Here is a 22,312-nt window from a genome sequence, read left to right on the forward strand (position 1 = left end):
ACCCCCGGCCCCCCCAACCCAGACCACCGCTATCAAGATGTTTTGTCTACCGAAACGCCCTTAAAGCCGTCAGTTAATCGCAACAGCATTCCAATTGACTCAATTTTGCATCGGTTGCAGGAAGTCACGGTTCTAAAGGTGCTAGGTTTCCTGGGGCAGCCAGACTTCATTATCCAATCCTATATGGATCAGCACTTTTACTACCCAACCGAGCGATTTGCCCGTTGGGAAGCACTGGAGGTGCTGGGCACTGTCTATGCCTACTGGCAAACACATCAGGTGTGGCTGCAAATTAGCCCCTCCGACCAACGGGGCAAGCGGTGGTATAGCCTGCTGGCGGAGGACTTATCGCCGCTTGTAAGTAAGGCGACGTACAATTTGGCGGTAATGCTCAGCGGTTATCAAAGTAGAGTTGGACAGGTACACAGCCAGTACTCGATTCGAGACTTCCCGATTGATATTCAGAATTTTACCGATGCGGTTCAGCAAGCGGTTCTTCATCAACATCAGCTAGCCGTTTTAGTGCAAGGAGAACCGGGAACGGGTAAAACGGCATGGGCGCAAGCGGTGGCAAAGGAACTGCTCTCGCCCCTGGGATACGTTGTTTTTGTTCTGGATCATGATGCGGTTGAACACTTTATGCCGCCCACCTATCTGGAGCGCATTTGTCTCATCATCAACGAAGCAGACAATTTAGCTAAAAACCGGGCGCTAGAAGTTGCCCAAAACAACAACAAAACAGAACATATTCTCAGTTTGTTGGATGGCACTTCCTATCAAAGCGTGATTGATACCACGGGCATTCAAAGCCAGCAGCAGTTGGTCGTTCTCATGACGTGTAACACGGCTGAGCGGCTCGATCCAGCCATCCTGCGTAAGGGACGAATTGATTTAACCTACGAATTTACCCACCGTTTTGTTTAAGCGATCGCCAACACCCCGATCAATACGGTCTTAAAGTCGAGTTTTATAGAAGCTTTAAAGGAACTGTCGGAATCTTTACCCACAGGATCGGCGATCGCTTCGAGAATGAATCTAGGTGTATTTAACTAGAACGGGCTTTTAGTCCGTGTAAACTTTATGGCATCTTACAAGAACATAATGGAAGTGCTGGTTGAAGAAGAGGCTAAAACGCAGTTAAAAGCACTTCCAGCACGGGTTGCTTCTTACATTAACCAGGTTGAGTTGATTGCCTATGCACTGAACCAGTTGCCGTCTCTGTATGCCACCAGCCAGCAAGGGCTAGAGTATCAAGTTCAGCGCGGCAGAACCAAGTTTGGTACCCAAATTACCCAAGCGGTTCAACGGGCGATCGCGGCGATTCGTCGAGATCCATTACGCACATGTGTGCCGCTACAGTCGCAACCGCAATCGGTTCCACTACGAGACGTTTTACATCAACTGCGGCTGGTGCTTAAAAATGACAAGGTAGATTGGGAGACATTACCAACCGCCGTTGCGGAGGCATTAGCCCAATCTGGAGCAGCGGGAGTTACCTGGGATGCCCGGTACGAAACCGCATCTAGCTCATCCTATGCCTCGTCCCGGCAGTCAACAGATGCCGTTTCGGTACCGACCGCTGATTTAACTCATCTGCACTGGAAAGGAAACGCAAAACAGCAGGTTCATCCTAAGCCAGAATACTCACCCCATCGGGCGGCTGATCGCTCTGATTCAGGGTGGGACGATCCGTTTCACAAGGTTTGACTACGAGAGTTGAGGGTATCCATACCCCTCAACCAACGGGGCACGGCTTCCCTCTGCTGCAATAAGGTGACAGAAGCGTGCCTATTCTTCTAGCTTCTCCTCCTGTTGCGAGGCGGTGAGAAGCCCCGATTTAATCATGAAATCAATCTGGGAGAAGGGCGAAGAGGTAGAGGGAGCGGCTACGGAGGTGGCTGCACTGCTGGGAGAATGGAGCAGGTTAGCCGCAGGATGGCAAATAACCGTAAGCAAACAGGAGCAAAAGGCTAGCAGCAGCAGATCCATGTCGCGGTTCGACACTAAGCGCCGAGTTGCGGTTACCGCAACGGCTGTTGGCTGCCTGTAGAGACTGGCAGTTTTGTTCGATCGATCGCTATTTTCTGGTCGGTATGTCTGGCTCATTTTCACCACGGTCACAACCCTCAACTGCATTTCAAACAAAATACTCTGACTGGCGAGTATCTGGCTTATCTAGCTTGCCCAACTTTGCGTAACAGCTGACGCTTAAAGCAAAGTACCAGTCTACTTTAAATAACGAAATTTGGTTTCGGGTTGTTTCCGAGAGCGGCAATTTGGCTCGATCGCTGGCTGGAAGCTGCACTCGGGTTGTTTGTTGCTCCTGGCCAAACAATCCCCCGATCGCAAACTCCTTCTCGCGGAAGGCGACTTGATGCTGAAACCCTGTTAACCCTAAAGAGTAGTATTTGCTTGTTTTACAGGAGATTATTTATCGTGTCCCCTAATCCGAATGCAAACCAATCTTCATATCTGCCTCAAGAAACCCAAAACGTGGTTGATGCATTTGAAGCATTGAATGCTGATGAAAAACTTGCGCTTCTTTATCTTGTATATAAAAAAATGGGCGATTCCATTACGCCTGCGGCTCCTTCGGTAACCAATCCTGAACTAGCGCCAGGGTTGTTGGGAGACGTATTTGAGCTGTCGGGTGACGAGCAACTAGCTGTAATGAGGGCGATCGTTAATCGTGAAGACACAGAGCTTTCTCGCTCTTATGCCGCTCTCACCGAAAATAATCAGTTAATGGTTTGGTACGCCTGGGCGCAGGCCATGGGGGACAGCATTGTGGATGTTCCAGGTGACTACCAATACACCGATGCAACTAACAGCTCCTTGAGCCAGATTGAAACGCTAGAGTTTCAAGAACAGATTTCTATGCTGCGTGAAGTGGCAAGCCACATGGGATTCAGCCAGGCTCAACCCATTCCCTCTCAGGCTGAAACTGGTAAAACATCCAGTTTGTAACCGTATAACCCCTATTTTCGTGGAATCAAGACGAACGATGATTGGGTAGGCAAGCGCCTACCTTTTCTTGTGTTGACCCTTGCAAATCGGGGAGGCGATCGCACCCTCGCTTAAGCAACAACCTGCCTGGCCGCTTGGCCTGATTGGGATTGGATCAACTAATACAGTCTGGCTACAGTGTACGGTTTACCTTAGGGTACGGGTCGAAGGGGGGACACGATGAACTTGAAACTCAATAATGCTCAGTTACTTGGGCGAGATGGGCTGTGGGATGTGTCCATCGCAGATGACCGAATCGTGGACATAGCACCCCATCTTTCAGTTGTGGCAGACCGAGTCATTGATGCCGGAGGGCAACTCCTGATTCCTGGTTTGGTTGATGCTCATATGCATCTCGACAAAGCGTTGTTGTTCGATCGCTGCGTCGCTGTTACGGGTGATTTCAATGAGGCCATGCATGTTACCTTGCAGGCCAAGCACTCCTTTACCGTAGCCGATATTCAGACGCGAGCAAGGCGGGCACTGAAGCAAGCGATCGCCTTTGGCACAACGGCAATGCGAAGCCATGTTGAGGTTGATCCAGTCATTCAGGTCACTGGGCTAGAAGCGTTGCTGCCGTTGCGGGATGAGTATGCCTGGGGGCTAACGTTGCAACTGGCAGTATTTGCCCAAGAAGGTATTACAAACCAGGCCGGAACCGTTGATTTATTGCAGCAGGCGATGGCAATGGGTGCTGATGTGGTTGGGTCTGCACCGTATGTCGATCCTGATCCAGAGCAGAATATTCGAATCATCTTCGACATTGCTCAAGAATTCGACTGTGATGTTGATTTTCACCTGGATTATCTGGACGACGATAGCCCCATGCTGTTGCCGTTTGTGGTTTCTGAGACGGTGCGACGAGGCTGGCAGGGGCGTGTTTGTGTTGGGCACATGACCAAACTGGCAGGGCTGCCGCCGGCTGAATTAGCGGCGATCGCCCCAACGATTCAAGAGGCCGATCTTTCAATCTTGGCGCTGCCTGCTTCTGATGTTTACATCATGGCTCGTAAGGATACTCACAACGTGCGACGCGGTGTAGCTCCAATTCACACGCTGGCGCAGCTTGGCGTTAATACTGCGTTCGCGGTCAACAATGTTCAAAATCTGTTTACGCCCTTTGGTGATGGCGATGTACTCAAAATTGCCACGTTGGTTGCTCAACTGCTGCAACTGGGCACACCTGCGGCTCATCAGCTCTGCCTGGAAATGGCTACAACCCGAGCAGCGAGGGCAATTGGCATTCACGGTTATGGCATTGCTCCAGGGGGCATTGCCGATTTGGTGCTGTTAAATGCCACCTCGGTGAGTGAGGCGATCGCCGCTGCCCCCCCTGGACGGATGGTAATTAAACGCGGACAGATCGTAGCGCAGAGCAAGCTGGAACAACAGTGGTTTGCTGAAACCGCCGTTCATTAAAACAGCAGTTCCGTGATTGCAGGACAAACCGAATCCCCTCGTCCAGGATATGGATGGATTCTGCAACTTTTTAATTGAGGGGTGCGAAAGGCGGGGAAAACATGGGAATTCTGAGCGGAGAAGACCACAGTTGATGCCACTGGTCGCCAGCGAAGTGCGCCTGTGCAGGAGAGCCTAAATGAAAGCACCATTTCCAGAGAATGAAGAGCAGAGAATTGCTGCTCTGTTGCGCTACCAAGTTCTCGATACTGCCATTGAAACGGCATTCGACGATTTCACTCAGCTTTCTGCCCACATTTGTCAAACGCCTATTGCGCTAGTGAGTTTAGTTGATCAGCATCGGCAGTGGTTCAAATCTAAAGTGGGTTTAGACGCAGCAGAAACCTCGCGTGACCTGGCCTTTTGCGCCCACGCCATTTTGCAGCCTGACCTATTTGAAGTTCCAGATGCACAGCTAGATGAGCGGTTTGCCGACAACCCTTTGGTGACGTCTGACCCTAAAATTCGCTTCTATGCTGGTGCCCCACTGACAACCCCTGATGGATTTGCGTTGGGTACATTGTGTGTCATTGACTATGCACCCCGGCAATTGACGCTGCCACAGCGTGAAGCGTTAGCCTCGCTGAGTCGGCAAGTGGTGACCCAACTCGAACTGCGTCACAAGCTGAGTGTGTTAGCCGCCGAAAAGACGGAGCGACTGCAAGCCGAAAAGCAAGTGCGGGCGCTGAACGCAGAACTGGAACAGCGGGTAGAGGAGCGTACCGCTGCGTTGCAGCAGTCTAACAACGAACTCATCAGTGAAATTGCAGAGCGAACGCAAACGGAACTTGCTTTACGTCAATCGGAATTGCAACTGCGAGATCAAGCCTTTCAGCTTGAGCAAGCCCTACAGCGCTTGCATCAGACGCAAGCCCACCTGGTGCAAACCGAAAAAATGACGGCCTTGGGTCAACTGGTTGCCGGAATTGCCCATGAGATCAATAACCCCGTTAGTTTTATTCATGGCAACGTGGCACATGCCATTGGCTATGCCCATGATCTGCTGCGGTTACTAGCAACCTATCGTCAACACTATCCTCAGCCCGTTCCAGCCGTTCAGGCTGAAATTGAAGCGATCGAGGTTGACCTCAATTTTATGATGGAAGATTTTCCCAAAACGCTGGCTTCCATGAAACTGGGCACCGATCGCATTCGGCAAATTGTGTTATCGCTACGCAACTTCTCTCGCTTAGATGAAGCAGAACGGCAGCCGATTAACTTACATGATGGAATAGATGGAACGCTGCTGCTGCTGCGCCATCGACTGAAAGAAAATGCTGGTCATCCCCAAATTACGGTGATTCAGGAGTATGGTCAGTTGCCTCCTGTTGCTTGCTTCGCAGGTCCACTCAATCAAGTCTTCATGAATTTGTTGAGCAATGCGATCGATGCCCTGGAGGAGGAAATGGGACGGACTCCCAGGGATGTTTCTGGTGTCGATCCGGCGACTCATGCTGCGGTTGCAGCCCCCTTCATTCGGATTCGCACCGAAACCGTTGATGCCGATTGGGTCAAGATTCAGATTATAGACAACGGGCCAGGCATGTTAGAAAGCGTTCGCTCTCGCCTGTTTCAGCCCTTCTTTACAACGAAAGCATCTGGAAAAGGAACGGGTCTGGGGTTGTCGATTAGCCATCAAATTGTCGTTGAAAGGCACCAGGGCAAAATCGAAGTGTCATCAGCTTTGGGTCAAGGAACAACCTTCACAATTTTGCTACCCGTTGGCTGCAAAAAAACAGCGGTGTTGTGATGGGTTGTGTTGCCATCCAGGACTGAGCTAAGCGGCGGAAAATTCGTTGTGAGACTAAAAAATATTAAGAAAAAACATTAAGGAAATCTAAAGCACTAAAATATTCTCCAGGAAAACAATATAGAGATAGCGTGCTATGCGAAACAAAATTCCCTACCAAAGCGGCGCTAAGGTATCTCAAAGTGCAACGGACAATGCAACCGATGAAAAGAAACTGATGCCCACGCCGCTACAACTTCGCCATCGGCAGCTTAAGTGGTCTCGCTGAGGTTAAGGATTCGCTTCAATCTGCCGAACGACCGTCCAGGCCGAATAGCTGACCCCAGCCGTTCCTTCGCCGGGGTGGGTTGAATCGCCGACCAACCAAAGGTGTTGAACCGGAGTGCGGTTGGCAAAACCAAAGGGGCCAAAGGTGGCAACCCGCTGGCCGATGCCGCCGACGCTGCCCTGCTCCCGCCCGGTGAAGTGAGCAAAGGTGCGGGGGGTGGCTGCTTCAACGTGAATCATGGTTTCGTCGGTTAAGTTGAAGACAGCGGAAAGACGCGCGATCGCCTCCTGAGTGTAGTGCTGCTTCAAGACTGAATAGTCGTCGTTCTGCCACCACAGAGCCGTATCCGTGAAGGAAGAGGCAATGATTGTGGCTTTGCCTTCTGGGGCGCGGCCATCCCCTGGGTGACTTACCGACACAAACAGAGAGTTGTTTTCGCCAATGGGGCCGTTGTAGTCGTACAAAAACTGTAAATGAGGTGGACAGTTGGCTGGAACGGCTGATTGGTCAACGCCCAGGTAAACCACGAACGCACCAGAGGCCGGAGGGAGCTTATCGACGCGCCGTTGATAGCCCGTCAGAGGATGGCCTGTAGAAGACGGGGTTCCGACTAACTGCACCAGATTTTGTGCCGTGACATTCGCCACAACGTGGTCGGCTGGCTCTGTCCACACCTCGCCTGTCTTCTGGTTGCGAATGCGAACTGCCGTGGCCTTACCGTTTGTGGTGTCGATCTGCTCAACTGTGTGACGCATCAGGAGCGTGCCACCGTCACGGGTGAGAGCCGCAACCAGGCGATCGCTCAACACCTGCATACTGCCTTGCAAATGATACAGCCCTTGCGGCTCTTGCGACACGCCCAACGCCGTTGCAGCATAGAGTAGAGCGGTTTCTTCAGCACTCACCTGAGAGTAAAGCTTCAACTGCAAATCTAAAAAGGTTTTGAGCCGTCGATCATCGCCCAACCCATACCAGCGCAAAACTTGCCCAACCGTGGAGAAAGTGTGGGGCAGCGTTAGCAAGGTGCCCGGTCGCACGGCGTGTACCGTTTGCCACACATCCCATAGGTTACGCGGCGGCAAGACGGGGTCACGCGATTGGAACTGCCAACTGTGGCGGAATAGGGTGGCTAATAGCTGCCAAAATGGTTCGCTGCCTGGAAATTGACGTTGCCGCTCTTGTTGCCACCGCTGCGGGTCGCGCCAGACCTGAATTGCGTCTGTTTCACCAGGCAAATATACGGCACAGGCTGGGTCGCAGGGAGTTGCTTCGGGCAAGTCTATCTCTAATTCAGCAAAAATGCGGTGATGGATGCCTCCGGGTTCCAGTCCAGCGACTTGAGTCGCGCCTACATCGAACGTGAACCCGCGCCGCTTAAAGGTAGAGGCACACCCCCCTGGAACGATCGCCTGATCGAGAACTAGAACCTGGTACCCTCGACGAGCCAACAAAGCGGCTGTTGTCAACCCTCCAATGCCTGCGCCAACTACGACAACACGGCAAGACGAAGGGGTGTGAGCGGAGGGGCGTGGCATTAGATGGTTTACATTGCTTAATACTGCTCTTATTTTATCGCGTACCCTGCTGCAATGGGCTGAGGGAATGAAAGAGTGCCAGTTCTTTTAGAGTCGGGGGAGCCAATCACCAGAGTTTGATTAAGCCGCGTTCATCTTTGAACGGTACTGAAATGGGCGATCGCTCATATCCTACGGTGACAAACAGCCGTTACCCTGAATATCCCGTACCTGTACTGGTTTTAGTTGCAGTAAAAGTAAGGAACCGCTTAGTGGATTTCACTGAGGCGGACAAACTATGGGGCGGTGAATTTCACTGAAATATCAACTAAAACTGCCGAAATGTCGTCTGAGAACCAATACTGCTGAACTGTGACGATTAAGATGGGTAAAGAATGTACTGGTCTTAGAGAATTTCATGACCTCAATCCTGATTGACTCCCCTGTTCCCCGGCTAAACTCCCCAACGGTGCGTCGTCTGCCTAACGGTTTGACGATTGTGGCAGAACAGATGCCCATTGAGGCGGTGAATCTGAGTCTATGGCTGCGAGTTGGTTCAGCCGTTGAGACAGAAGACATTAATGGCATGGCTCACTTTTTGGAGCACATGATTTTTAAAGGAACAAGCCGTTTACAAAGCGGTGAATTTGAACGGCTGATCGAGCAGCAAGGTGCTGTAACGAACGCAGCAACCAGCCAAGATTACACGCACTATTACATCACTACGGCTCCTAAAGATTTTGCAAAGCTGGCTCCGCTGCAAATTGAAGTCGTGATGAATGCTGCCATCCCGGATGAGGCGTTTGAGCGGGAACGGTTTGTCATCCTGGAAGAAATTCGGCGGGCAGAAGACAGCCCACGCCGCCGTTCTTTCTATCGCTCTATGGAAATGACCTTTGAGCGATTGCCTTATCGTCGTCCGGTGCTAGGCCCCATGTCAGTGATTGAAAACTTGACGGCTCAGCAAATGAGGGACTTTCACGCGACCTGGTATCAGCCAGAGTCAATTACAGCGGTGGCGGTTGGTAATCTTCCGGTGGAAGAGTTGATTCAAACAGTAGCCGATGGATTCGCGTCTGCTCAGCGACATACTCTCAAAAGTCCCAGGGTTAATGTACCAGCATTGCCGCCTGCTGCAGTGGAGCCAGCATTTGCGGGCATCAATCGGCGCGAATATGTGGATGATACGTTACAACAGGCGCGGTTGATTATGACCTGGCGCGTTCCAGGCATCGTCAATTTACCAGAAACCTATGGTCTCGATATCCTGTCATCGGTGATGGGGCGAGGGCGAACGGCTCGTCTATTCCGAGAGTTGCGGGAAGAGCGAGGACTGGTCACCAGTATTGCCGCCAGCAATATGACCTACACCCAGCAGGGGGTCTTTTACATCTCGGCGCAGCTTCCGGTGGAGAATGTGCCTGTTGTTGAAGCGGCGATCGCCGATCATATCCGTCGTCTGCAAGCGGAACCGATTTCGGTCGCTGAAATTAACCGAGTTCGAACGCTGGTTGCCAATCGCTATGTTTTTGGTAACGAAACACCGAGCGATCGCGCTGGGGTTTACGGCTACTATCAATCTGTGGTGGGTGATTTGGCTCCAGCTCTTGACTATCCAACCCAGATTCGGGCAATCGACGCAGATGAACTAATGGCGGCAGCCCAACGGCATCTTTCGCCCGATGCCTATGGCGTGGTTGAATTAAAGCCAGCCGCGTAGGAGCGGATGATAACAGCAAGCAAGAAAACGAATGAACCAGCGGCAAACGTGTGAAACGAGCGGCATTGGCTTGTAAGATGCAAGCATAAACAGCGCGGTTGAGTGTAACCTGGTGCTGATTAGCGTTCTTCGATCGCTTACCTTACTGCCCTTGTTTGGTTGCTGTCTGTTATGTGGAATCAAATTGCGGCACACATTAGCCAGGTTACGGGGCAATCCTTTACGGGAACCTATCGCCGTCCGGTGGGAGGTGGAAGCATCAATCAAGCCTGTGCTTTTGCAGATGACGATCGCGCCTACTTTGTGAAGACGAACCAGGCCAGTCAAGTTGCCATGTTTGAAGCAGAGGCTCTGGGGCTGCGACAAATTGCCGATACCCAAACCATTCGTGTTCCTCGACCCATTTGTTGGGGAACCGCTTCGAGTTCGGCCTATGTGGTGCTGGAATGGCTAGACCTCGGCTATGGCGATCATCAGGCATGGGAAGCGATGGGGCAAAACCTGGCGGCGATGCATCGAGTGATGAGCGATCGCGGCTTTGGCTGGCAGCAAAACAACACAATCGGTTCAACTCCCCAACTCAATCCCTGGACAGAGGGATGGACTGAGTTCTTTGTAGAACATCGGCTTGGCTACCAGTTTCGGTTGGCAAAACGGCGAGGAGGACATTTCCCAGCCCAAGACCGTTTGCTAGAATCCGTCCCCACCATTCTGGCAGGGTACGAACCTCAGCCGTCGCTGGTACATGGCGATTTGTGGTCAGGTAATGCGGCGGTAACCAAGACAGGAGAACCCGTAATTTTAGACCCAGCCGTTTATTTTGGCGATCGCGAAGTTGATATTGCCATGACTCAGCTATTTAGCGGGTTCCCGGCTGATTTTTATAGCGCTTACAACGACGCGTTTCCGCTAGAACCGGGGTTTAGCCGTCGCAAAACTCTGTACAATCTCTACCACATCCTTAACCACTTCAATTTGTTTGGAAGTGGTTACGAATCTCAGGCAAATCAGATGATTCATGAACTGGTCAGCGGTTGATTGCATGGGAACGCACTGCTTAAGCAGAGGGCACTATTATTCAGATAAATAGAGCCAATTAGCTACCTAACTGGCTCATTGTTTACCTCTCAAGAAACAGCAGCGATTAACAGCGATCGCCGAATCTAAATTGATAAATGGACTGGTTGTTTTTGCTAATAAAAGTTAGTAGAAACGGTCGTCATCTTTGGCAGAATCGCCTTCAAAGGGTTGAACGCCTGTTTTAGGGTAGGCATCGTCGCTCGGTGCAAAAATGCGATTTATGCCTTCCCAAAGATACTGAGGAACTTGTTGAACCCAACGGAAGCCAGACATATCTTCCTCCTTGTATTTCAAAGATTAAGTTGAGCCAGAAACAGGAGATGTCGATGGAGAGCTTTGTTTCAATATTTCCCTACATCTCTACTGTAAGTTGATGTTCCATATTAGTTGCAGAACACTTACCCTTCTTTACACTTATTACAACTTACTAATGTTACAACTCGCTAACTACAGCCCACAGGAGATCCTCTTAAAGTCAATTGTTTTTGTGTTGAATTGTAAGGTGATCTGAAACGTACGTACCGTTTTGCGTTCGCTCCCTAGATGTTGCTTTATAAAGTGCTGGTTGTCTTCGAACTGCCCCCTTGCTAGCTTGTTGCAGATGCTAAGTCCCCAACTCTGGGCGACTTTGAAACAGAATCGGCTCGGAAGTTCCCTAGAGTGAAGGATTGAGGGGACGCGTGCAGCCCATTTAATCCACTGCAAACCGTCTCTTAAACGATGTCCACAGCAGGTGCTGTCTGTCATTCTGTAATTCATTGAACTGAATTAAACAGCACTTTTTGTCTTCGTGGTGCAGGATGTCAGGTGGCTGAGGGTTAACTGGTCGCCCAAAATGCGTGTTATGCTGTTAAGTGACCTGGACCTACGCGATTACAACGCCCAAACTTTGTCAGGACCGGAAGGTAGCAGCAATACGGGATGCTTGTGATAGGCGTAGTCTCCGGGTCTTTTAGTTATTAGTATTGGTGAGGGTTCGCCAGGCTGCTTGGCGGCACGAAAGACCCAGGTTTGCCAGTGGTGACTTCCAGAAGGGAGGTTGGCTAAGGTAGGCTGGGCAGCTCATTCGATTTGCCTCTATGCTAGAAGTGACTCCGCTTAATCATCTGCTAGCTCAACTGTTCTCTGGTTTGCTACGCCTCGACCGTGAACGGCCAGATGAGCTGATGAGAGAGGTGTCAACTAATCCCATTGTGAAGGAGCCGCAATCGTCATGGCTGGTTTCGGAGATTTAGTGCAAAAAGCGTTTTATCTGGGTGTTGGAATTGCTTCCGTGGCCGGGGAGAAGGCTGGAGGCACAATTTCAGAACTGCGATCGCAAGCTCAAAAGCTGGCAGACGAAATGGTCGCTCGCGGTGAAATGACGACCGAAGAAGCGAAGCGAATGGTAGATGAAATGGTGAACCGGGCACAGCAGCGTCCTCCTACCACAGAGCCGCAACGAGATGGGCAACCCCGTCGGATCGAAATTTTGGACGATGAGACGGTAGCGACATCAGAAAAGCCTGCGGCAGATGAGTTGCGCCAGCAGGTGACCAAGTTGCAGGAAGAATTGCGCCGCCTCAAGCGTGATTAGGTCTACAGATTAACCGGAGGCCAAAGTTTAAACCGAGGGTCTAAGATGACAGCATCCTCTTGTTTGAGCAAATATGGAAGGTTGGCAACAAGATTGGCTAAAAATGTTGGATACCGTTGCTCATGAAGTAGAGCAACTCTTTCGGGAAGCGTCTCAGGGAATGGTGGAGGCGATCGATGCCCTGGTTGAGTTTTCGGCTGATGTCGTGGAAGAAATTGAAGCGGCAGTGGCTCCTGAGCTAGATCAGCTCGATCCTGCCTTAGACGATTGGATTGAGCCGATTTTACAACTGGTATTAGGGTTAGAAGCCAGTATCGACCATGCGGTAGAACCAGTTACGCGCACGGTAGAGCCGTTTTTGAACGATCATCCCGTCTGCGTTGGCTGTCGCCATTATCATGGTCGAGTGTATGGTGGTACTTTGTTGGTATGTGCAATGCACCCCTATGGCATCACCGACGGAGCAGACACCTGCCCAGATAAGGAAGCCAGTCAGTGGGGCTTCATGCCGCCCTCGGATGACGAATGGGGCTAATGGCTGAATCTGTTTAATTTCCGGATCTTGTCAAGATTGTTGAGTGATTGTATCTGGGGCTACAGAGTTAAGCTCTGGAGTGCTTCTCAATTGAACTAGTTTTCTTGGCGAATATTGCCGTGTCTGAGGCGATTTCTGGATTCTTAGATGCGACGCGTCTACTGTTTGGATTGCAACGGAGCTATAAAATTGCCCAGCATTTTGTGGGCTGTGCTGAGCCTCAGCTCATTGCTCGGCAAGCGACAGATGGTTTAGTGGATGAGTTTGACTGTGCCCTGGCGCGGATCTGGTTGGTTGAGCCGGATCGCAAAATGCTGCGGTTGGTAGCTTCTTCTGGTATGTATACCCGTGTCGATGGTTCATTTGCCAGAGTGCCAATGGGGGCGTTTAAAGTGGGCAAAATTGCCCAAAACCGCATTGCGTTTCTAAGCAATAATTTGGCTGAGGAAACCTGGGTTAAGGATCGAGAATGGGCGATCGCCAACTGCATTTTTGGATTTGCTGGGTACCCGCTGGTTGCCGCCGAGCAAGTAATTGGTGTATTAGCTGTCTTTAGTCGCCAGCCCCTTGCTCCAGAGTTTTTGGAGGTGTTGCAAGGGTTATGTATGACGGTGACGGTGGCGTTAGAAACGGCACTGCGCTATCAACATGAAAAACAAATGTGGCTAACCAGCGCAGCCGCATCATCACTGGCGCTGCCCCTATCCGAACAGTTGGATCAACTGTTGAACCAGGCTCGTTTCGTTTTAGTAGGAACAGAGCGATCGCTTTCAACGGCTGTAACCTGTCTACTGCTGCGAACCACTGAACGCTTAAACGAGCTGAAGTGTACCTACTGTCGCCTCACCTATGGTTTGGGTGAGGTCTCACTAGAGGCATTGATTCCAGCGACAGCCGTTTCGTCTGATGCCGTGTTAGCCGATGTTCCTCCCTATATCGTGGCTGCAATTAACACTCTTCAGGTGGCGATCGCCTGCCTGGGTGGAACTTTACAGACCTATATCGGCACGAATCAGAATGCGATTCGAGTGTTGCTGCAACTACCCTATCTCAGCCCGCTTAGCGAACTGCGGCTCCGGGTGCAGTGTGAGTCGCCCGTTCTTCAGGTGGCGTTTACTCAACTGGCTCATCTAGCTGGGCTGACGGTTTGTAGTGCGATTGATGCGGCTGTGCCATTGTTAACCGATACGCTAGTGGGGCAACCGCCACCGCAAGTGCTATGGGTTGCGATCGGGAACCAGCCTGCTCCTAAAGGAATTGCCGCCCGGATTGACCTGTCGATTACTTCAGCGCAACTGCGTGAAGCGGTAGACGTTGTGGCTCAGGGCGGAAGCTGGAATCTGGAGCCTGTGGCCAACCGCCAACCGCACCTGTCGGAGCGAGAGCAGGAAATTTTGGCTCTGTTGGCGCAGGGGTTGCGCGATCGCGACATTGCCAACCAGCTTTACATTAGCGAACGCACCGTTAAATTTCACGTTAACAACGTTTTGACCAAGCTCAATGCTCGAACTCGGTTTCAAGCACTCTATCGCGCTACCCTTAACGGCTGGCTTGGAACAATTTCACCCTGAACGGGAATCTTAACCAAGATTGGGAATACTAGCTGAGGTTCGGTAACGGCACACTGCTTTTGATCAGAATCATCTCAACACTTATTTCCAAACCCGTCTCCGACAAGGAGTGATGCCAAAAGCAGTCGGTCATGCCAGTGCCGCACAGGTTGTGCTACCTCTAATCTTTTTCATACCAATGGTCAGGAAAGCCAGCGTTGATGCCTTTCCTCGGGCCAGGCTCTCACCAGTTGGGAGTATGGCCGTCATTTAACTTTAGGAGAGTATTGCTAATGTCTTTACGTAATCGCGTAGCGCTAGTGGGTGTTGCTTTAACGACGGTTGCCTGTCTTGGGATACCCCATGCTGCGATCGCACAGTCCTTGGTTGAGCGAACCGATGGGACACAGATGAGCCAACCTCAACTTGAGAACGTTACAGCTAAAGTGGTTGCTGTCTCCAATGATGGCGATATTCGAGTTCGACTGGCCAACGGGTCATATCGGCTCTTGCCCAATGTTAATCCAGATGTGCGATCCAGATTGCACCCTGGCGATCAGGTCATTTTGACCACAGCAAACAATAGGGTATTGAACGTGGCTTTAGCTACAGATGATGTTCAACAGGCTGCTGCTGAAGAGACGGTTGAACGTGAAACCATACAAGCGCAAGAGGAATCTGAAGCGCAAACGGTGCAGTCTACGCAAACTGAAGTTCGTACAGAAACCACCATTGAGCGCCAACAGGCGACACAGCAAACCATCACACGCCCTGCGGTGGTGCAACAGCCTGTTGCTCCTGCCCCTGTACGGTCTGCGCCCCAGCCTGTGCGGGCATTGTGGTAAGCCTTGACTGGCTAACAACGCTTTGAGTTGACGTGGCAATAGGGACGTTGCAACACAATGTCCCTATGCCTGAATATCTAAATTGATGACGTAGTGTCCTAAGTGAACCGTATCAGCCCACAACTCGTAGTCGATCCGCAACTGGCGAGGAATCGGATGTCCTATCAGGGTCAGGCTGCGCGTAAAGTTTCGCAGACGGAGATGATCGCTGCGGGTTAACGTTTCGTTTTGTAACCAGTAGCGGCTCAGGCCATAAACGCCTTGTTCCCAGAAGTGGCGATAGCTGAAATTGCCGTTTCCTTGCATAGTCATGGTGACGCGATAGGGAGAAAGTTCTAACCAAATCAGGCGTGGGGTTTGGGGAGATGTGGTGATGACACGCTCTGCCGGGTTGCTTCCTGAACGATACGGCTCTTGAAAATCGTGGACTAATGGCTCGGTAAACAGCAGATGAAAGCGATCGTGCTCGTTTTGATAAAGGGTCGCTGCGCTTTCCACCACTGACCAGAGCGGCAGATCCAGCGACATTAACGATAAACAGACGGGTTTGTAGTGAGTCAGCATATTAAAAACGATGTACGATTGCTAGCGCTACTTCTTGTCGTATTATCCCAATGCCAACCGCCACTATCACCCTCGATCTTACGGAACATCACCAATCCCTGACGATTTGCCCACCGGAGGCGCTGGCGTTACAGGGTCAGATTCAGATTCCAGGTGACAAATCAATGTCCCATCGCGCCTTGATGTTGGGAGCGATCGCCCAGGGAGAAACGCGAATTCAAGGCTTGCTGCTAGGAGAAGATCCGCGCAGCACCGCGAACTGTTTTCGAGCGATGGGAGCCACTATTTCTGAACTGAGTACCGATTGGGTGACGGTTCAGGGCATTGGGTTGGGGCAGTTGTTAGAGCCTGCTGATGTGCTAGATTCGGGCAATTCTGGCACCACCATGCGGCTGATGTTAGGTATTTTAGCCTCTCATCCTGGACGTTTTTTTACGGTGACGGGCGATCGCTCGTTGCGATCGCGTCCCATGTCTCGCGTGATTCAACCCTTGCAGCAAATGGGGGCACACATTTGGCATCGCACGGGGGGATTGGCACCGTTAGCCATTCAAGGACAGGTTCTTAAACCAATTCACTATCGATCGCCCATTGCTTCGGCTCAGGTAAAATCCTGCGTGTTGTTAGCCGGACTGATGGCCGACGGTAGAACGACTGTGACGGAGCCTGCTTTGTCTCGCGACCACAGCGAACGAATGCTGCGGGCATTTGGGGCTGAAGTTGCCGTTGACCCAGACACCTGTAGCGCTACGGTAACAGGGCCAGCGACGCTAACAGGGCAGACGGTCGTTGTGCCGGGAGACATCAGTTCTGCGGCGTTTTGGCTGGTAGCCGGGGCGATCGTACCCGGCTCTGAAGTGGTGGTTGAAAATGTGGGTGTGAATCCAACCCGCACAGGTGTTTTGGATGCGCTGGTGGCGATGGAGGCCGATATTACCCTGGAAAACCAGCGTACTGTGGCAGGTGAACCCGTTGCCGATATTCGCGTGCGGCACAGCCAGCTCAAGGCTTGTACGATTAGCGGTGATTTAATTCCCCGTCTCATTGATGAAATTCCCGTTTTAGCCGTGGCTGCCGTGTTTGCTCGGGGAACAACAGTGGTTCGAGATGCGGCAGAGTTACGGGTTAAGGAGAGCGATCGCCTCACGGTAATGGCAACGCAGTTGCAGCGGATGGGCGCTCAGGTGACGGAGTTGCCAGACGGCTTAGAAATCGTCGGCGGAACGCCCTTAACTGGCACCGAAGTGGATAGTTTTACCGATCACCGAATTGCCATGAGTTTGGCGATCGCGGCTCTAATGGCTACAGGAACAACGACCATTCAACGAGCTGAAGCGGCAGCTATTTCCTATCCTGGCTTTACCCAAACCTTGCAGCAGATTTGCGGCACGATTTGATACCAGGTTCCTGGATGACGCTTGCTGTAGACTGATTGACAGAGGAGTGTATTGGGGCGCGAGATCCTTGAACTAGAACAGGTTATTTTTGCAATCTAGTTTAACCGTACATCGTATGGAGGGTTGTATGAACTATCAAGATGTCGGTCAGGATGTGTTGGATGCCATTGTGACAGAGTTGGGTTCTCTGGTTGCTGAAGATGAAAGTTTGAAACGAGAAATTCTTCAACTGCAACATGAGGTGGGAGAACTGAAAGCCAGAACCACGACGACGGAATCTGAATTTGCTCAGATGAGGTCGGATACCGACCGGATTCGGACAACTCTAGCGGATATGCGGGCGGCGGCGGCACAACGCCGAGCCGATGAAGCGCAACGCCGAGCTGATGAAGCGCAACGTCGAGCCGATGACGTGCAAACCCAGGCTGACCACATCCAGGAGATGGCTGATGTCGCCCGCGCTCAGGCTGAATCAGATCAGGCAGACCATCTGCAAGCGGAAGCAAATTTAGTGCAAAATAAAGCAGATCAGGCGCAAGTGCTTGCTGACGAAGCTCAGAATATGGCTGAATACGTTCAGGATGTGGCTCAGCAGCGTGAAGATACAGGGGAATGAGGTAAAACTCGCCAAAACTGCTCGACCTCGAACTTTACTTTACCTCTGAATCTCAATGCCAGGATGCAGGACGTTGCAATGGATACTCATAATACGCCAATAGAGCCAGTTGGGCGGAGCGATCGCCTCCCGCAAATGGAGCAGGTTATCACAACCCTGGAAGCAGATTTGCCCACGTTGTTTCAGCAGGATATATCCTACGAGATTTACAGCCAAAACATCTACTTTCGAGATCCGGTCAATACGTTTAAAGGTAAGTTCAATTACCGCATTATTTTCTGGACGCTGCGGTTTCATGCCCGGTTATTTTTTACTGAAATCTATTTTGATGTTCACACTGTTTTACCCGCCGCAGATGACATGATTGTGGCGACGTGGACAGTGAGAGGCACGCTACGTGTGCCCTGGAAGGCTAAGGTCTACTTTAATGGCTACTCCAACTACAAGCTTAATCAGGACGGCCTCATTTACGAACACATTGATACATGGGATCGCAAGCCAACGGAAATACTCAGGCAATTTGTGCAGCGAGACAGTTCTGGCTGAGTGCTACCTTTTTGTGGGTTGTCGTTCGATTATGGTTCAATCTCTTGTGTTGTAGGAGTTGTGTTGTAGGGGCGATCGCGTCCAACAGGTTCAGATACTTATCACATAAACTTTTATACATACAACTCGCCGTTTGTTGTGGCGGTTGCTTTAAATGTGCTGAATATAGCTCGATCGCCCCCTAAATCTCCAAAATTGGGAATCCAGGGGGCGAATGCAGCGCATGGGCTACTTCTCAAATACCTTCTAAAAGAGGGCTTCCTCTTGATGCGTTTGAATGGTGCAATCAGAGGTTGGGTAGGCATAGCAGGTGAGTACATTGCCAGCCGCAATCTGCTCATCATCTAAAAACGACTGCTCGGATTGATCCACTGAACCTGAAACCAATTTTCCGTTGCAAGTAGAACAGGCACCGGCACGGCAGGAGTAAGGCAAATCAAAGCCCTGATCTTCTGCGGCATCCAGAATGTATTGATCATCAGGAACATCAATTGTTGTATCTAAACCTTCAGCTTCATTGACTAACCTGACTTTGTAAGTTGCCATCTAGCGATCCTTCAAATAATGGAACAGCAGCTTGAGTATCATCCAGACAACCTGTATAGCTTGCCCTTAGCAGGAAGCAGTGATTCTACAGACGTTCAGAGAAACTCAAAGCTTTTGTATCTTACCTTACAAAAAGCTCTGAGCAGAGCTAACCAGAGAAGGAAGACGGGAAAACTGGTCTCCAGCTATGTTGCGAAGATGCTGCCCTTGGAGAGCAGTGCTGTCCGACTGAGCATATCGCCATTCAAGCTTCATCGAATGGAACTTAACCCTCTTTTATGGTTCTACTCAGTTGAAATTGACGAGGTGCAGGATGAGGAAGCCATCCTGGAACCGGATTAATGCGCTGGATTAATCTCACAAAGCCAGGTTGTAAACCAGAAATCTTAAACACACTCGGCCAAGGCTGAATTGAACAGAAAAAGATAAATGGTGGCATCAGCACCCGAGGATTATTGAGCCGCCGTTGTCATCCCTGCCGCCCATAATGTATCTGACGATTGACCTAATGTTGATGGAGTCCTACTTCAAATCGTTCAAGTAAGGCTCTATTAACTGAACAATAGCCTCGTCTTCAAACTCTTCGGCCAACAGAAAAACCTTATCGGCAAATAGCGCATATTTGGCATCCAGTTGTTTGAACCGATGTGCTTCGTCTTGAACCTCTGCCACGTAGCCTGCTTTTGCCATTTGATAGATAGTGACCAGATCCTCTGCTGGGGGAACCACCATCTCTAGGGAACGAGAATGGCTGGTTGTCCCGGTTACAGCTTCAGCAGCCCGTGATGCAGAGTCAGTCGTATCATCCACAGGAATGGGCAAGACTGATGGTTTAGAAGAGCCATTACCGCTTTCATACATCCACTCTAGTTCCAGGTATTCTTTGAGCAGATCCAGGAGATCTGAAGCCTGCACAGGCTTCGGCAGAAAATCATCACACCCCGATTCCTGGCTTTGTTCGCGATCGATGTTAGCGACACTGGCAGACGACGCGATAATCGGTGCATTCGCAAAAGCAGCTAACTGCCTGAGCCGCTGAGTCATCTCAAAGCCATCCATCACTGGCATAGCCAGGTCAGTGATAATCAGATCTGGCTGTAATGCCTTGGCCGTGTCTAGCCCCTCTCGACCATTGCTGCTTTCAACGACCTTAAAGCCAATAGGTTCTAGTAAATTAACAATCACCGAACGATTTTCCCAACGGTCATCTACAATCAAAATTTGTCGCTGTCTGCCCGAATAACCACTAATACTTCCAATGCTAGTCGTAGTACTCGTTCGGATCCAATCCTTGGCAATAGGACATTCAATCTCAAACTCGAAGATGCTGCCTACGTCCAATTCACTCTTAACCTGAATGGAACTCCCCATCATCTCGACAATATTCTGGCTAATGGTCAGCCCTAAACCGGTTCCATCGGTTTGAGATTTCCCTTTGCCTACTTGTTCAAACGGCAGGAATATCGTTTCAAGCTGTACTGCATCAATTCCCACTCCAGTATCCTGCACAGCAAAATGAAGCCGTACCGTCGAAGCCTCTAATGGATGGGGCTGAACAGTGACGTGAAGGGTTACACTACCCGTTTCAGTAAATTTGACAGCATTGCCCAGTAGATTAATCAAAACTTGGCGCAGGCGCTTCTCATCAAATATCACGCCAATCGGCAGATTATCTGGAGGGTGATAGATAAATTCAAGTCCCTTCTGCTCAGCCCTGATTCGACAAATTTCAATGACTCCCTGGATAAACGCGGGTAAGTGAAGCGCATGGGGTTGAAGTTCCAATTTTCTGGCTTCAATTTTAGAGATATCCAGAATGTCATTGATCAAAGTCAATAGGTGCGAGCCACATTGATGGATGATGTGAACACCTTTTTGCTCCTTTGGTAACATGTTTTTTGATCGTTCCAGGATTTGAGCATAGCCCAAAATTCCATTGAGAGGCGTTCTCAGCTCATGGCTCATGTTAGCCAAAAATTCGCTTTTAGCATGGTTGGCTGTATCCGCAGCATCCTTCGCTTCCTTTAGCTCCCACGTGCGTTCTGCTACTCGCAGTTCCAATTCCTCAAACGATTCCTTCAATTGAGCAGCCATCTGGTGAAACGTTTGCTCCAGGACTTCAATTTCGTCTGCACCGTTCATATCAACGTGAAACCTGAGCGGCGGCTGATCGACTGACTCAGCATCCTGAGACAGACGCAGCGTTCTCTCAATATCGGCTGTGGCCAACCTGCGACATTCATCTAAAATTGGCTGCAATCGCTGATTCAGACGGCGCACAAATAAACCAACCACCAGGGATAGGATGGTGCCAGCTCCTACGGCTCCTCCTACAGCAATGGTGACAACTGGGCCTAGAACCACCCATCGAGGTACGGATGCCAGCATCATCCAATGGGTTCCCTGAATACGTTGATAGGCCCAGTAGTTTCCCTCGGCCTGAATTAATCCCGTTTCATCAGCGCTGACTCGCTGCCATATGGTTCGAAGTTGCGGTACATCCTGGTAGGTTGCCAGCGCTTCTGCTTTTTGTGGATCGGGCGGATAAGCTAATACATTGCCCTGGTCGCTGATGATCGCAAAGTAGCCACCGTTCCAATCCTTAGGTGCCTGAACTTGTTTAGCTAAAGCCGTAACGCTGATATCTAACCCAATCACACCCAGCAGTTGGTTATTGTCATCCAGAATGGGAGCCGTGAGATTGGTAATTGCAAGCCCGTACCATTGAAATGGCTCTAACCAAATGGCATCTCTTGCCGCTACAGGCAGGTTGTAATATTCGAGCTTTGAATAATCTTCAACCTCGAATACATCGACATAGCGGACGTTACTGTACGGAGCAGGTAACACTTCTCCGACTTGCCCTGGAGTTCGTTGATCGGTGTAGAAATAGGGCCAGTATAACTCGCGATCGGTTGCCAACTGATAGGGAGCTTGTCCAAACCCAACTCCAGTTGTTAAAGGCGATCGGTTTTGATAGAAGTTAAACACCAATTGCTTGTAGGCATCTGGATCGCGAATATCCAGAGCATCCATCGTTTTTAACGTTGCAGCAAGGCTTGCCATTGCTTGCTCGACTTTCGCCAGGTCTGTTTCGATAGACTTAACCTGCGTGCTGAGATTTCCTTGAATTTCGTTTTTGGCTCGATTCTCTAAAACCTGGAAAAAGTAGTAGGACATGCTACTCAACCCTACCAGCGCACCGCTCAAGACATACAGAAATAGGCTTGATCCAATGGACTTGCGCGCAAATTTTTTCATGGTCTTCAGGCGGTTCTACTTCAATTCTCTAGCCGTTTTACATTTGTTGCATGTAAATACACAATTCCCAGATGGCTCCA

Annotated in this window: 22 protein-coding genes and 1 other RNA gene; 17 read left to right on the forward strand and 6 right to left on the reverse strand. The window is 50.5% G+C overall.

The window, feature by feature from the left end:
- Both IQ268_RS21470 and IQ268_RS21475 read left to right on the forward strand, forming a co-directional pair.
- The coding region (locus IQ268_RS21470) for an AAA family ATPase (protein WP_193883547.1) at positions 1-924 on the forward strand (924 nt) is incomplete at its 5' end.
- Between the two features lie 156 nt (positions 925-1,080).
- The gene (locus IQ268_RS21475) at positions 1,081-1,707 is read left to right on the forward strand and encodes a late competence development ComFB family protein (protein WP_193883550.1); all 627 of its coding nucleotides are present in this window, start codon (positions 1,081-1,083) and stop codon (positions 1,705-1,707) included.
- 81 nt (positions 1,708-1,788) lie between these two features.
- Here IQ268_RS21475 and IQ268_RS21480 read toward each other — a convergent pair whose 3' ends face one another.
- Positions 1,789-2,106, reverse strand: coding sequence for a hypothetical protein (locus IQ268_RS21480; RefSeq protein WP_193883552.1), 318 nt, complete (start codon positions 2,104-2,106; stop codon positions 1,789-1,791).
- 330 nt (positions 2,107-2,436) lie between these two features.
- Between IQ268_RS21480 and IQ268_RS21485 the strand changes: the two genes are divergently transcribed.
- The 4 genes from IQ268_RS21485 to IQ268_RS33025 all read left to right on the forward strand — a co-directional run bounded on the left by IQ268_RS21485 (position 2,437) and on the right by IQ268_RS33025 (position 6,482).
- Positions 2,437-2,967, forward strand: coding sequence for an orange carotenoid protein N-terminal domain-containing protein (locus IQ268_RS21485; RefSeq protein ID WP_193883554.1), 531 nt, complete (start codon positions 2,437-2,439; stop codon positions 2,965-2,967).
- Between the two features lie 219 nt (positions 2,968-3,186).
- Positions 3,187-4,425 carry an amidohydrolase family protein gene (locus tag IQ268_RS21490; protein WP_193883556.1) on the forward strand — a complete coding sequence of 413 codons (1,239 nt, stop codon included), beginning with the start codon at positions 3,187-3,189 and terminating at the stop codon, positions 4,423-4,425.
- A gap of 178 nt (positions 4,426-4,603) precedes the next feature.
- A complete protein-coding gene (locus IQ268_RS21495; RefSeq protein ID WP_193883558.1) occupies positions 4,604-6,214 on the forward strand; it encodes an ATP-binding protein in 1,611 nt (536 codons plus the stop codon).
- A 136-nt stretch (positions 6,215-6,350) separates the two neighbouring features.
- Positions 6,351-6,482 (forward strand): hypothetical protein, encoded by a 132-nt coding sequence (locus IQ268_RS33025; RefSeq protein WP_255527244.1) that lies wholly within the window; start codon positions 6,351-6,353, stop codon positions 6,480-6,482.
- A gap of 2 nt (positions 6,483-6,484) precedes the next feature.
- Here the strand turns inward: IQ268_RS33025 and crtD are convergent, their stop codons facing one another.
- Positions 6,485-8,017, reverse strand: coding sequence for a C-3',4' desaturase CrtD (gene crtD / locus IQ268_RS21500; RefSeq protein ID WP_193883560.1), 1,533 nt, complete (start codon positions 8,015-8,017; stop codon positions 6,485-6,487).
- Between the two features lie 397 nt (positions 8,018-8,414).
- Here crtD and IQ268_RS21505 point away from each other — a divergent pair, with 397 nt between their 5' ends.
- Both IQ268_RS21505 and IQ268_RS21510 read left to right on the forward strand, forming a co-directional pair.
- Positions 8,415-9,716, forward strand: a complete 1,302-nt coding sequence (locus IQ268_RS21505; protein ID WP_193883562.1) for a pitrilysin family protein — start codon at positions 8,415-8,417, stop codon at positions 9,714-9,716.
- Between the two features lie 171 nt (positions 9,717-9,887).
- Entirely contained in the window at positions 9,888-10,754 is an 867-nt protein-coding gene (locus IQ268_RS21510) for a fructosamine kinase family protein (protein ID WP_193883564.1), read from the forward strand.
- Between the two features lie 165 nt (positions 10,755-10,919).
- On the opposite strand, the gene IQ268_RS21515 is transcribed toward IQ268_RS21510, so the two are convergent.
- Positions 10,920-11,069: an isochorismate synthase gene (locus IQ268_RS21515; RefSeq protein ID WP_193883566.1), complete on the reverse strand. Its 150-nt coding sequence runs from the start codon at positions 11,067-11,069 to the stop codon at positions 10,920-10,922.
- Positions 11,070-11,652: 583 nt separating this feature from the next.
- On the opposite strand from IQ268_RS21515, the gene ffs reads away from it, so the two are divergent.
- From ffs to IQ268_RS21540, 5 genes are all read left to right on the forward strand, one after another.
- An RNA gene (gene ffs / locus IQ268_RS21520) (signal recognition particle sRNA small type) lies at positions 11,653-11,749 on the forward strand.
- Positions 11,750-12,009: 260 nt separating this feature from the next.
- A complete protein-coding gene (locus tag IQ268_RS21525) occupies positions 12,010-12,372 on the forward strand; it encodes a phasin family protein (protein WP_193883568.1) in 363 nt (120 codons plus the stop codon).
- Between the two features lie 73 nt (positions 12,373-12,445).
- Positions 12,446-12,907, forward strand: a complete 462-nt coding sequence (locus tag IQ268_RS21530) for a hypothetical protein (RefSeq protein ID WP_193883570.1) — start codon at positions 12,446-12,448, stop codon at positions 12,905-12,907.
- A gap of 119 nt (positions 12,908-13,026) precedes the next feature.
- Positions 13,027-14,478, forward strand: a complete 1,452-nt coding sequence (locus IQ268_RS21535; protein ID WP_370584692.1) for a LuxR C-terminal-related transcriptional regulator — start codon at positions 13,027-13,029, stop codon at positions 14,476-14,478.
- Positions 14,479-14,750: 272 nt separating this feature from the next.
- Positions 14,751-15,302 (forward strand): hypothetical protein, encoded by a 552-nt coding sequence (locus tag IQ268_RS21540; protein ID WP_193883572.1) that lies wholly within the window; start codon positions 14,751-14,753, stop codon positions 15,300-15,302.
- A gap of 63 nt (positions 15,303-15,365) precedes the next feature.
- On the opposite strand, the gene IQ268_RS21545 is transcribed toward IQ268_RS21540, so the two are convergent.
- Positions 15,366-15,866, reverse strand: coding sequence for a hypothetical protein (locus IQ268_RS21545; RefSeq protein ID WP_193883574.1), 501 nt, complete (start codon positions 15,864-15,866; stop codon positions 15,366-15,368).
- A gap of 50 nt (positions 15,867-15,916) precedes the next feature.
- Here IQ268_RS21545 and aroA point away from each other — a divergent pair, with 50 nt between their 5' ends.
- The 3 genes from aroA to IQ268_RS21560 all read left to right on the forward strand — a co-directional run bounded on the left by aroA (position 15,917) and on the right by IQ268_RS21560 (position 18,425).
- On the forward strand, positions 15,917-17,263 hold the full coding sequence (gene aroA, locus IQ268_RS21550; RefSeq protein ID WP_193883576.1) for a 3-phosphoshikimate 1-carboxyvinyltransferase: 1,347 nt from the start codon (positions 15,917-15,919) through the stop codon (positions 17,261-17,263).
- A 127-nt stretch (positions 17,264-17,390) separates the two neighbouring features.
- The gene (locus tag IQ268_RS21555) at positions 17,391-17,879 is read left to right on the forward strand and encodes a hypothetical protein (RefSeq protein ID WP_193883578.1); all 489 of its coding nucleotides are present in this window, start codon (positions 17,391-17,393) and stop codon (positions 17,877-17,879) included.
- Between the two features lie 78 nt (positions 17,880-17,957).
- Positions 17,958-18,425: a DUF2358 domain-containing protein gene (locus IQ268_RS21560; protein ID WP_193883580.1), complete on the forward strand. Its 468-nt coding sequence runs from the start codon at positions 17,958-17,960 to the stop codon at positions 18,423-18,425.
- A gap of 246 nt (positions 18,426-18,671) precedes the next feature.
- Here the strand turns inward: IQ268_RS21560 and IQ268_RS21565 are convergent, their stop codons facing one another.
- On the reverse strand, positions 18,672-18,971 hold the full coding sequence (locus tag IQ268_RS21565; protein ID WP_193883582.1) for a ferredoxin: 300 nt from the start codon (positions 18,969-18,971) through the stop codon (positions 18,672-18,674).
- A gap of 18 nt (positions 18,972-18,989) precedes the next feature.
- On the opposite strand from IQ268_RS21565, the gene IQ268_RS21570 reads away from it, so the two are divergent.
- Positions 18,990-19,313: a hypothetical protein gene (locus tag IQ268_RS21570; protein WP_193883584.1), complete on the forward strand. Its 324-nt coding sequence runs from the start codon at positions 18,990-18,992 to the stop codon at positions 19,311-19,313.
- 180 nt (positions 19,314-19,493) lie between these two features.
- Here the strand turns inward: IQ268_RS21570 and IQ268_RS21575 are convergent, their stop codons facing one another.
- Positions 19,494-22,232 (reverse strand): hybrid sensor histidine kinase/response regulator, encoded by a 2,739-nt coding sequence (locus tag IQ268_RS21575; RefSeq protein ID WP_193883586.1) that lies wholly within the window; start codon positions 22,230-22,232, stop codon positions 19,494-19,496.
- Between the last annotated feature and the right edge of the window lie 80 nt (positions 22,233-22,312).

This window comes from Oculatella sp. LEGE 06141 (assembly GCF_015207605.1).
Lineage (GTDB): Bacteria > Cyanobacteriota > Cyanobacteriia > Elainellales > Elainellaceae > Oculatella.

Excerpts from the sequence above, each read along its gene's own strand:
- IQ268_RS21475 (WP_193883550.1), top strand. The coding sequence starts at position 1,081 with ATGGCATCTTACAAGAACATAATGGAAGTGCTGGTTGAAGAAGAGGCT.
- IQ268_RS21560 (WP_193883580.1), top strand. The coding sequence starts at position 17,958 with ATGGATACTCATAATACGCCAATAGAGCCAGTTGGGCGGAGCGATCGC.
- IQ268_RS21555 (WP_193883578.1), top strand. The coding sequence starts at position 17,391 with ATGAACTATCAAGATGTCGGTCAGGATGTGTTGGATGCCATTGTGACA.
- IQ268_RS21530 (WP_193883570.1), top strand. The coding sequence starts at position 12,446 with ATGGAAGGTTGGCAACAAGATTGGCTAAAAATGTTGGATACCGTTGCT.
- IQ268_RS21515 (WP_193883566.1), bottom strand. The coding sequence starts at position 11,069 with ATGTCTGGCTTCCGTTGGGTTCAACAAGTTCCTCAGTATCTTTGGGAA.
- IQ268_RS21510 (WP_193883564.1), top strand. The coding sequence starts at position 9,888 with ATGTGGAATCAAATTGCGGCACACATTAGCCAGGTTACGGGGCAATCC.
- IQ268_RS21565 (WP_193883582.1), bottom strand. The coding sequence starts at position 18,971 with ATGGCAACTTACAAAGTCAGGTTAGTCAATGAAGCTGAAGGTTTAGAT.
- IQ268_RS21505 (WP_193883562.1), top strand. The coding sequence starts at position 8,415 with ATGACCTCAATCCTGATTGACTCCCCTGTTCCCCGGCTAAACTCCCCA.
- IQ268_RS33025 (WP_255527244.1), top strand. The coding sequence starts at position 6,351 with ATGCGAAACAAAATTCCCTACCAAAGCGGCGCTAAGGTATCTCAAAGT.
- IQ268_RS21575 (WP_193883586.1), bottom strand. The coding sequence starts at position 22,232 with ATGAAAAAATTTGCGCGCAAGTCCATTGGATCAAGCCTATTTCTGTAT.
- IQ268_RS21525 (WP_193883568.1), top strand. The coding sequence starts at position 12,010 with ATGGCTGGTTTCGGAGATTTAGTGCAAAAAGCGTTTTATCTGGGTGTT.
- crtD (WP_193883560.1), bottom strand. The coding sequence starts at position 8,017 with ATGCCACGCCCCTCCGCTCACACCCCTTCGTCTTGCCGTGTTGTCGTA.
- IQ268_RS21570 (WP_193883584.1), top strand. The coding sequence starts at position 18,990 with ATGGAACAGCAGCTTGAGTATCATCCAGACAACCTGTATAGCTTGCCC.
- aroA (WP_193883576.1), top strand. The coding sequence starts at position 15,917 with ATGCCAACCGCCACTATCACCCTCGATCTTACGGAACATCACCAATCC.
- IQ268_RS21545 (WP_193883574.1), bottom strand. The coding sequence starts at position 15,866 with ATGCTGACTCACTACAAACCCGTCTGTTTATCGTTAATGTCGCTGGAT.
- IQ268_RS21480 (WP_193883552.1), bottom strand. The coding sequence starts at position 2,106 with ATGAGCCAGACATACCGACCAGAAAATAGCGATCGATCGAACAAAACT.
- IQ268_RS21490 (WP_193883556.1), top strand. The coding sequence starts at position 3,187 with ATGAACTTGAAACTCAATAATGCTCAGTTACTTGGGCGAGATGGGCTG.
- IQ268_RS21540 (WP_193883572.1), top strand. The coding sequence starts at position 14,751 with ATGTCTTTACGTAATCGCGTAGCGCTAGTGGGTGTTGCTTTAACGACG.
- IQ268_RS21495 (WP_193883558.1), top strand. The coding sequence starts at position 4,604 with ATGAAAGCACCATTTCCAGAGAATGAAGAGCAGAGAATTGCTGCTCTG.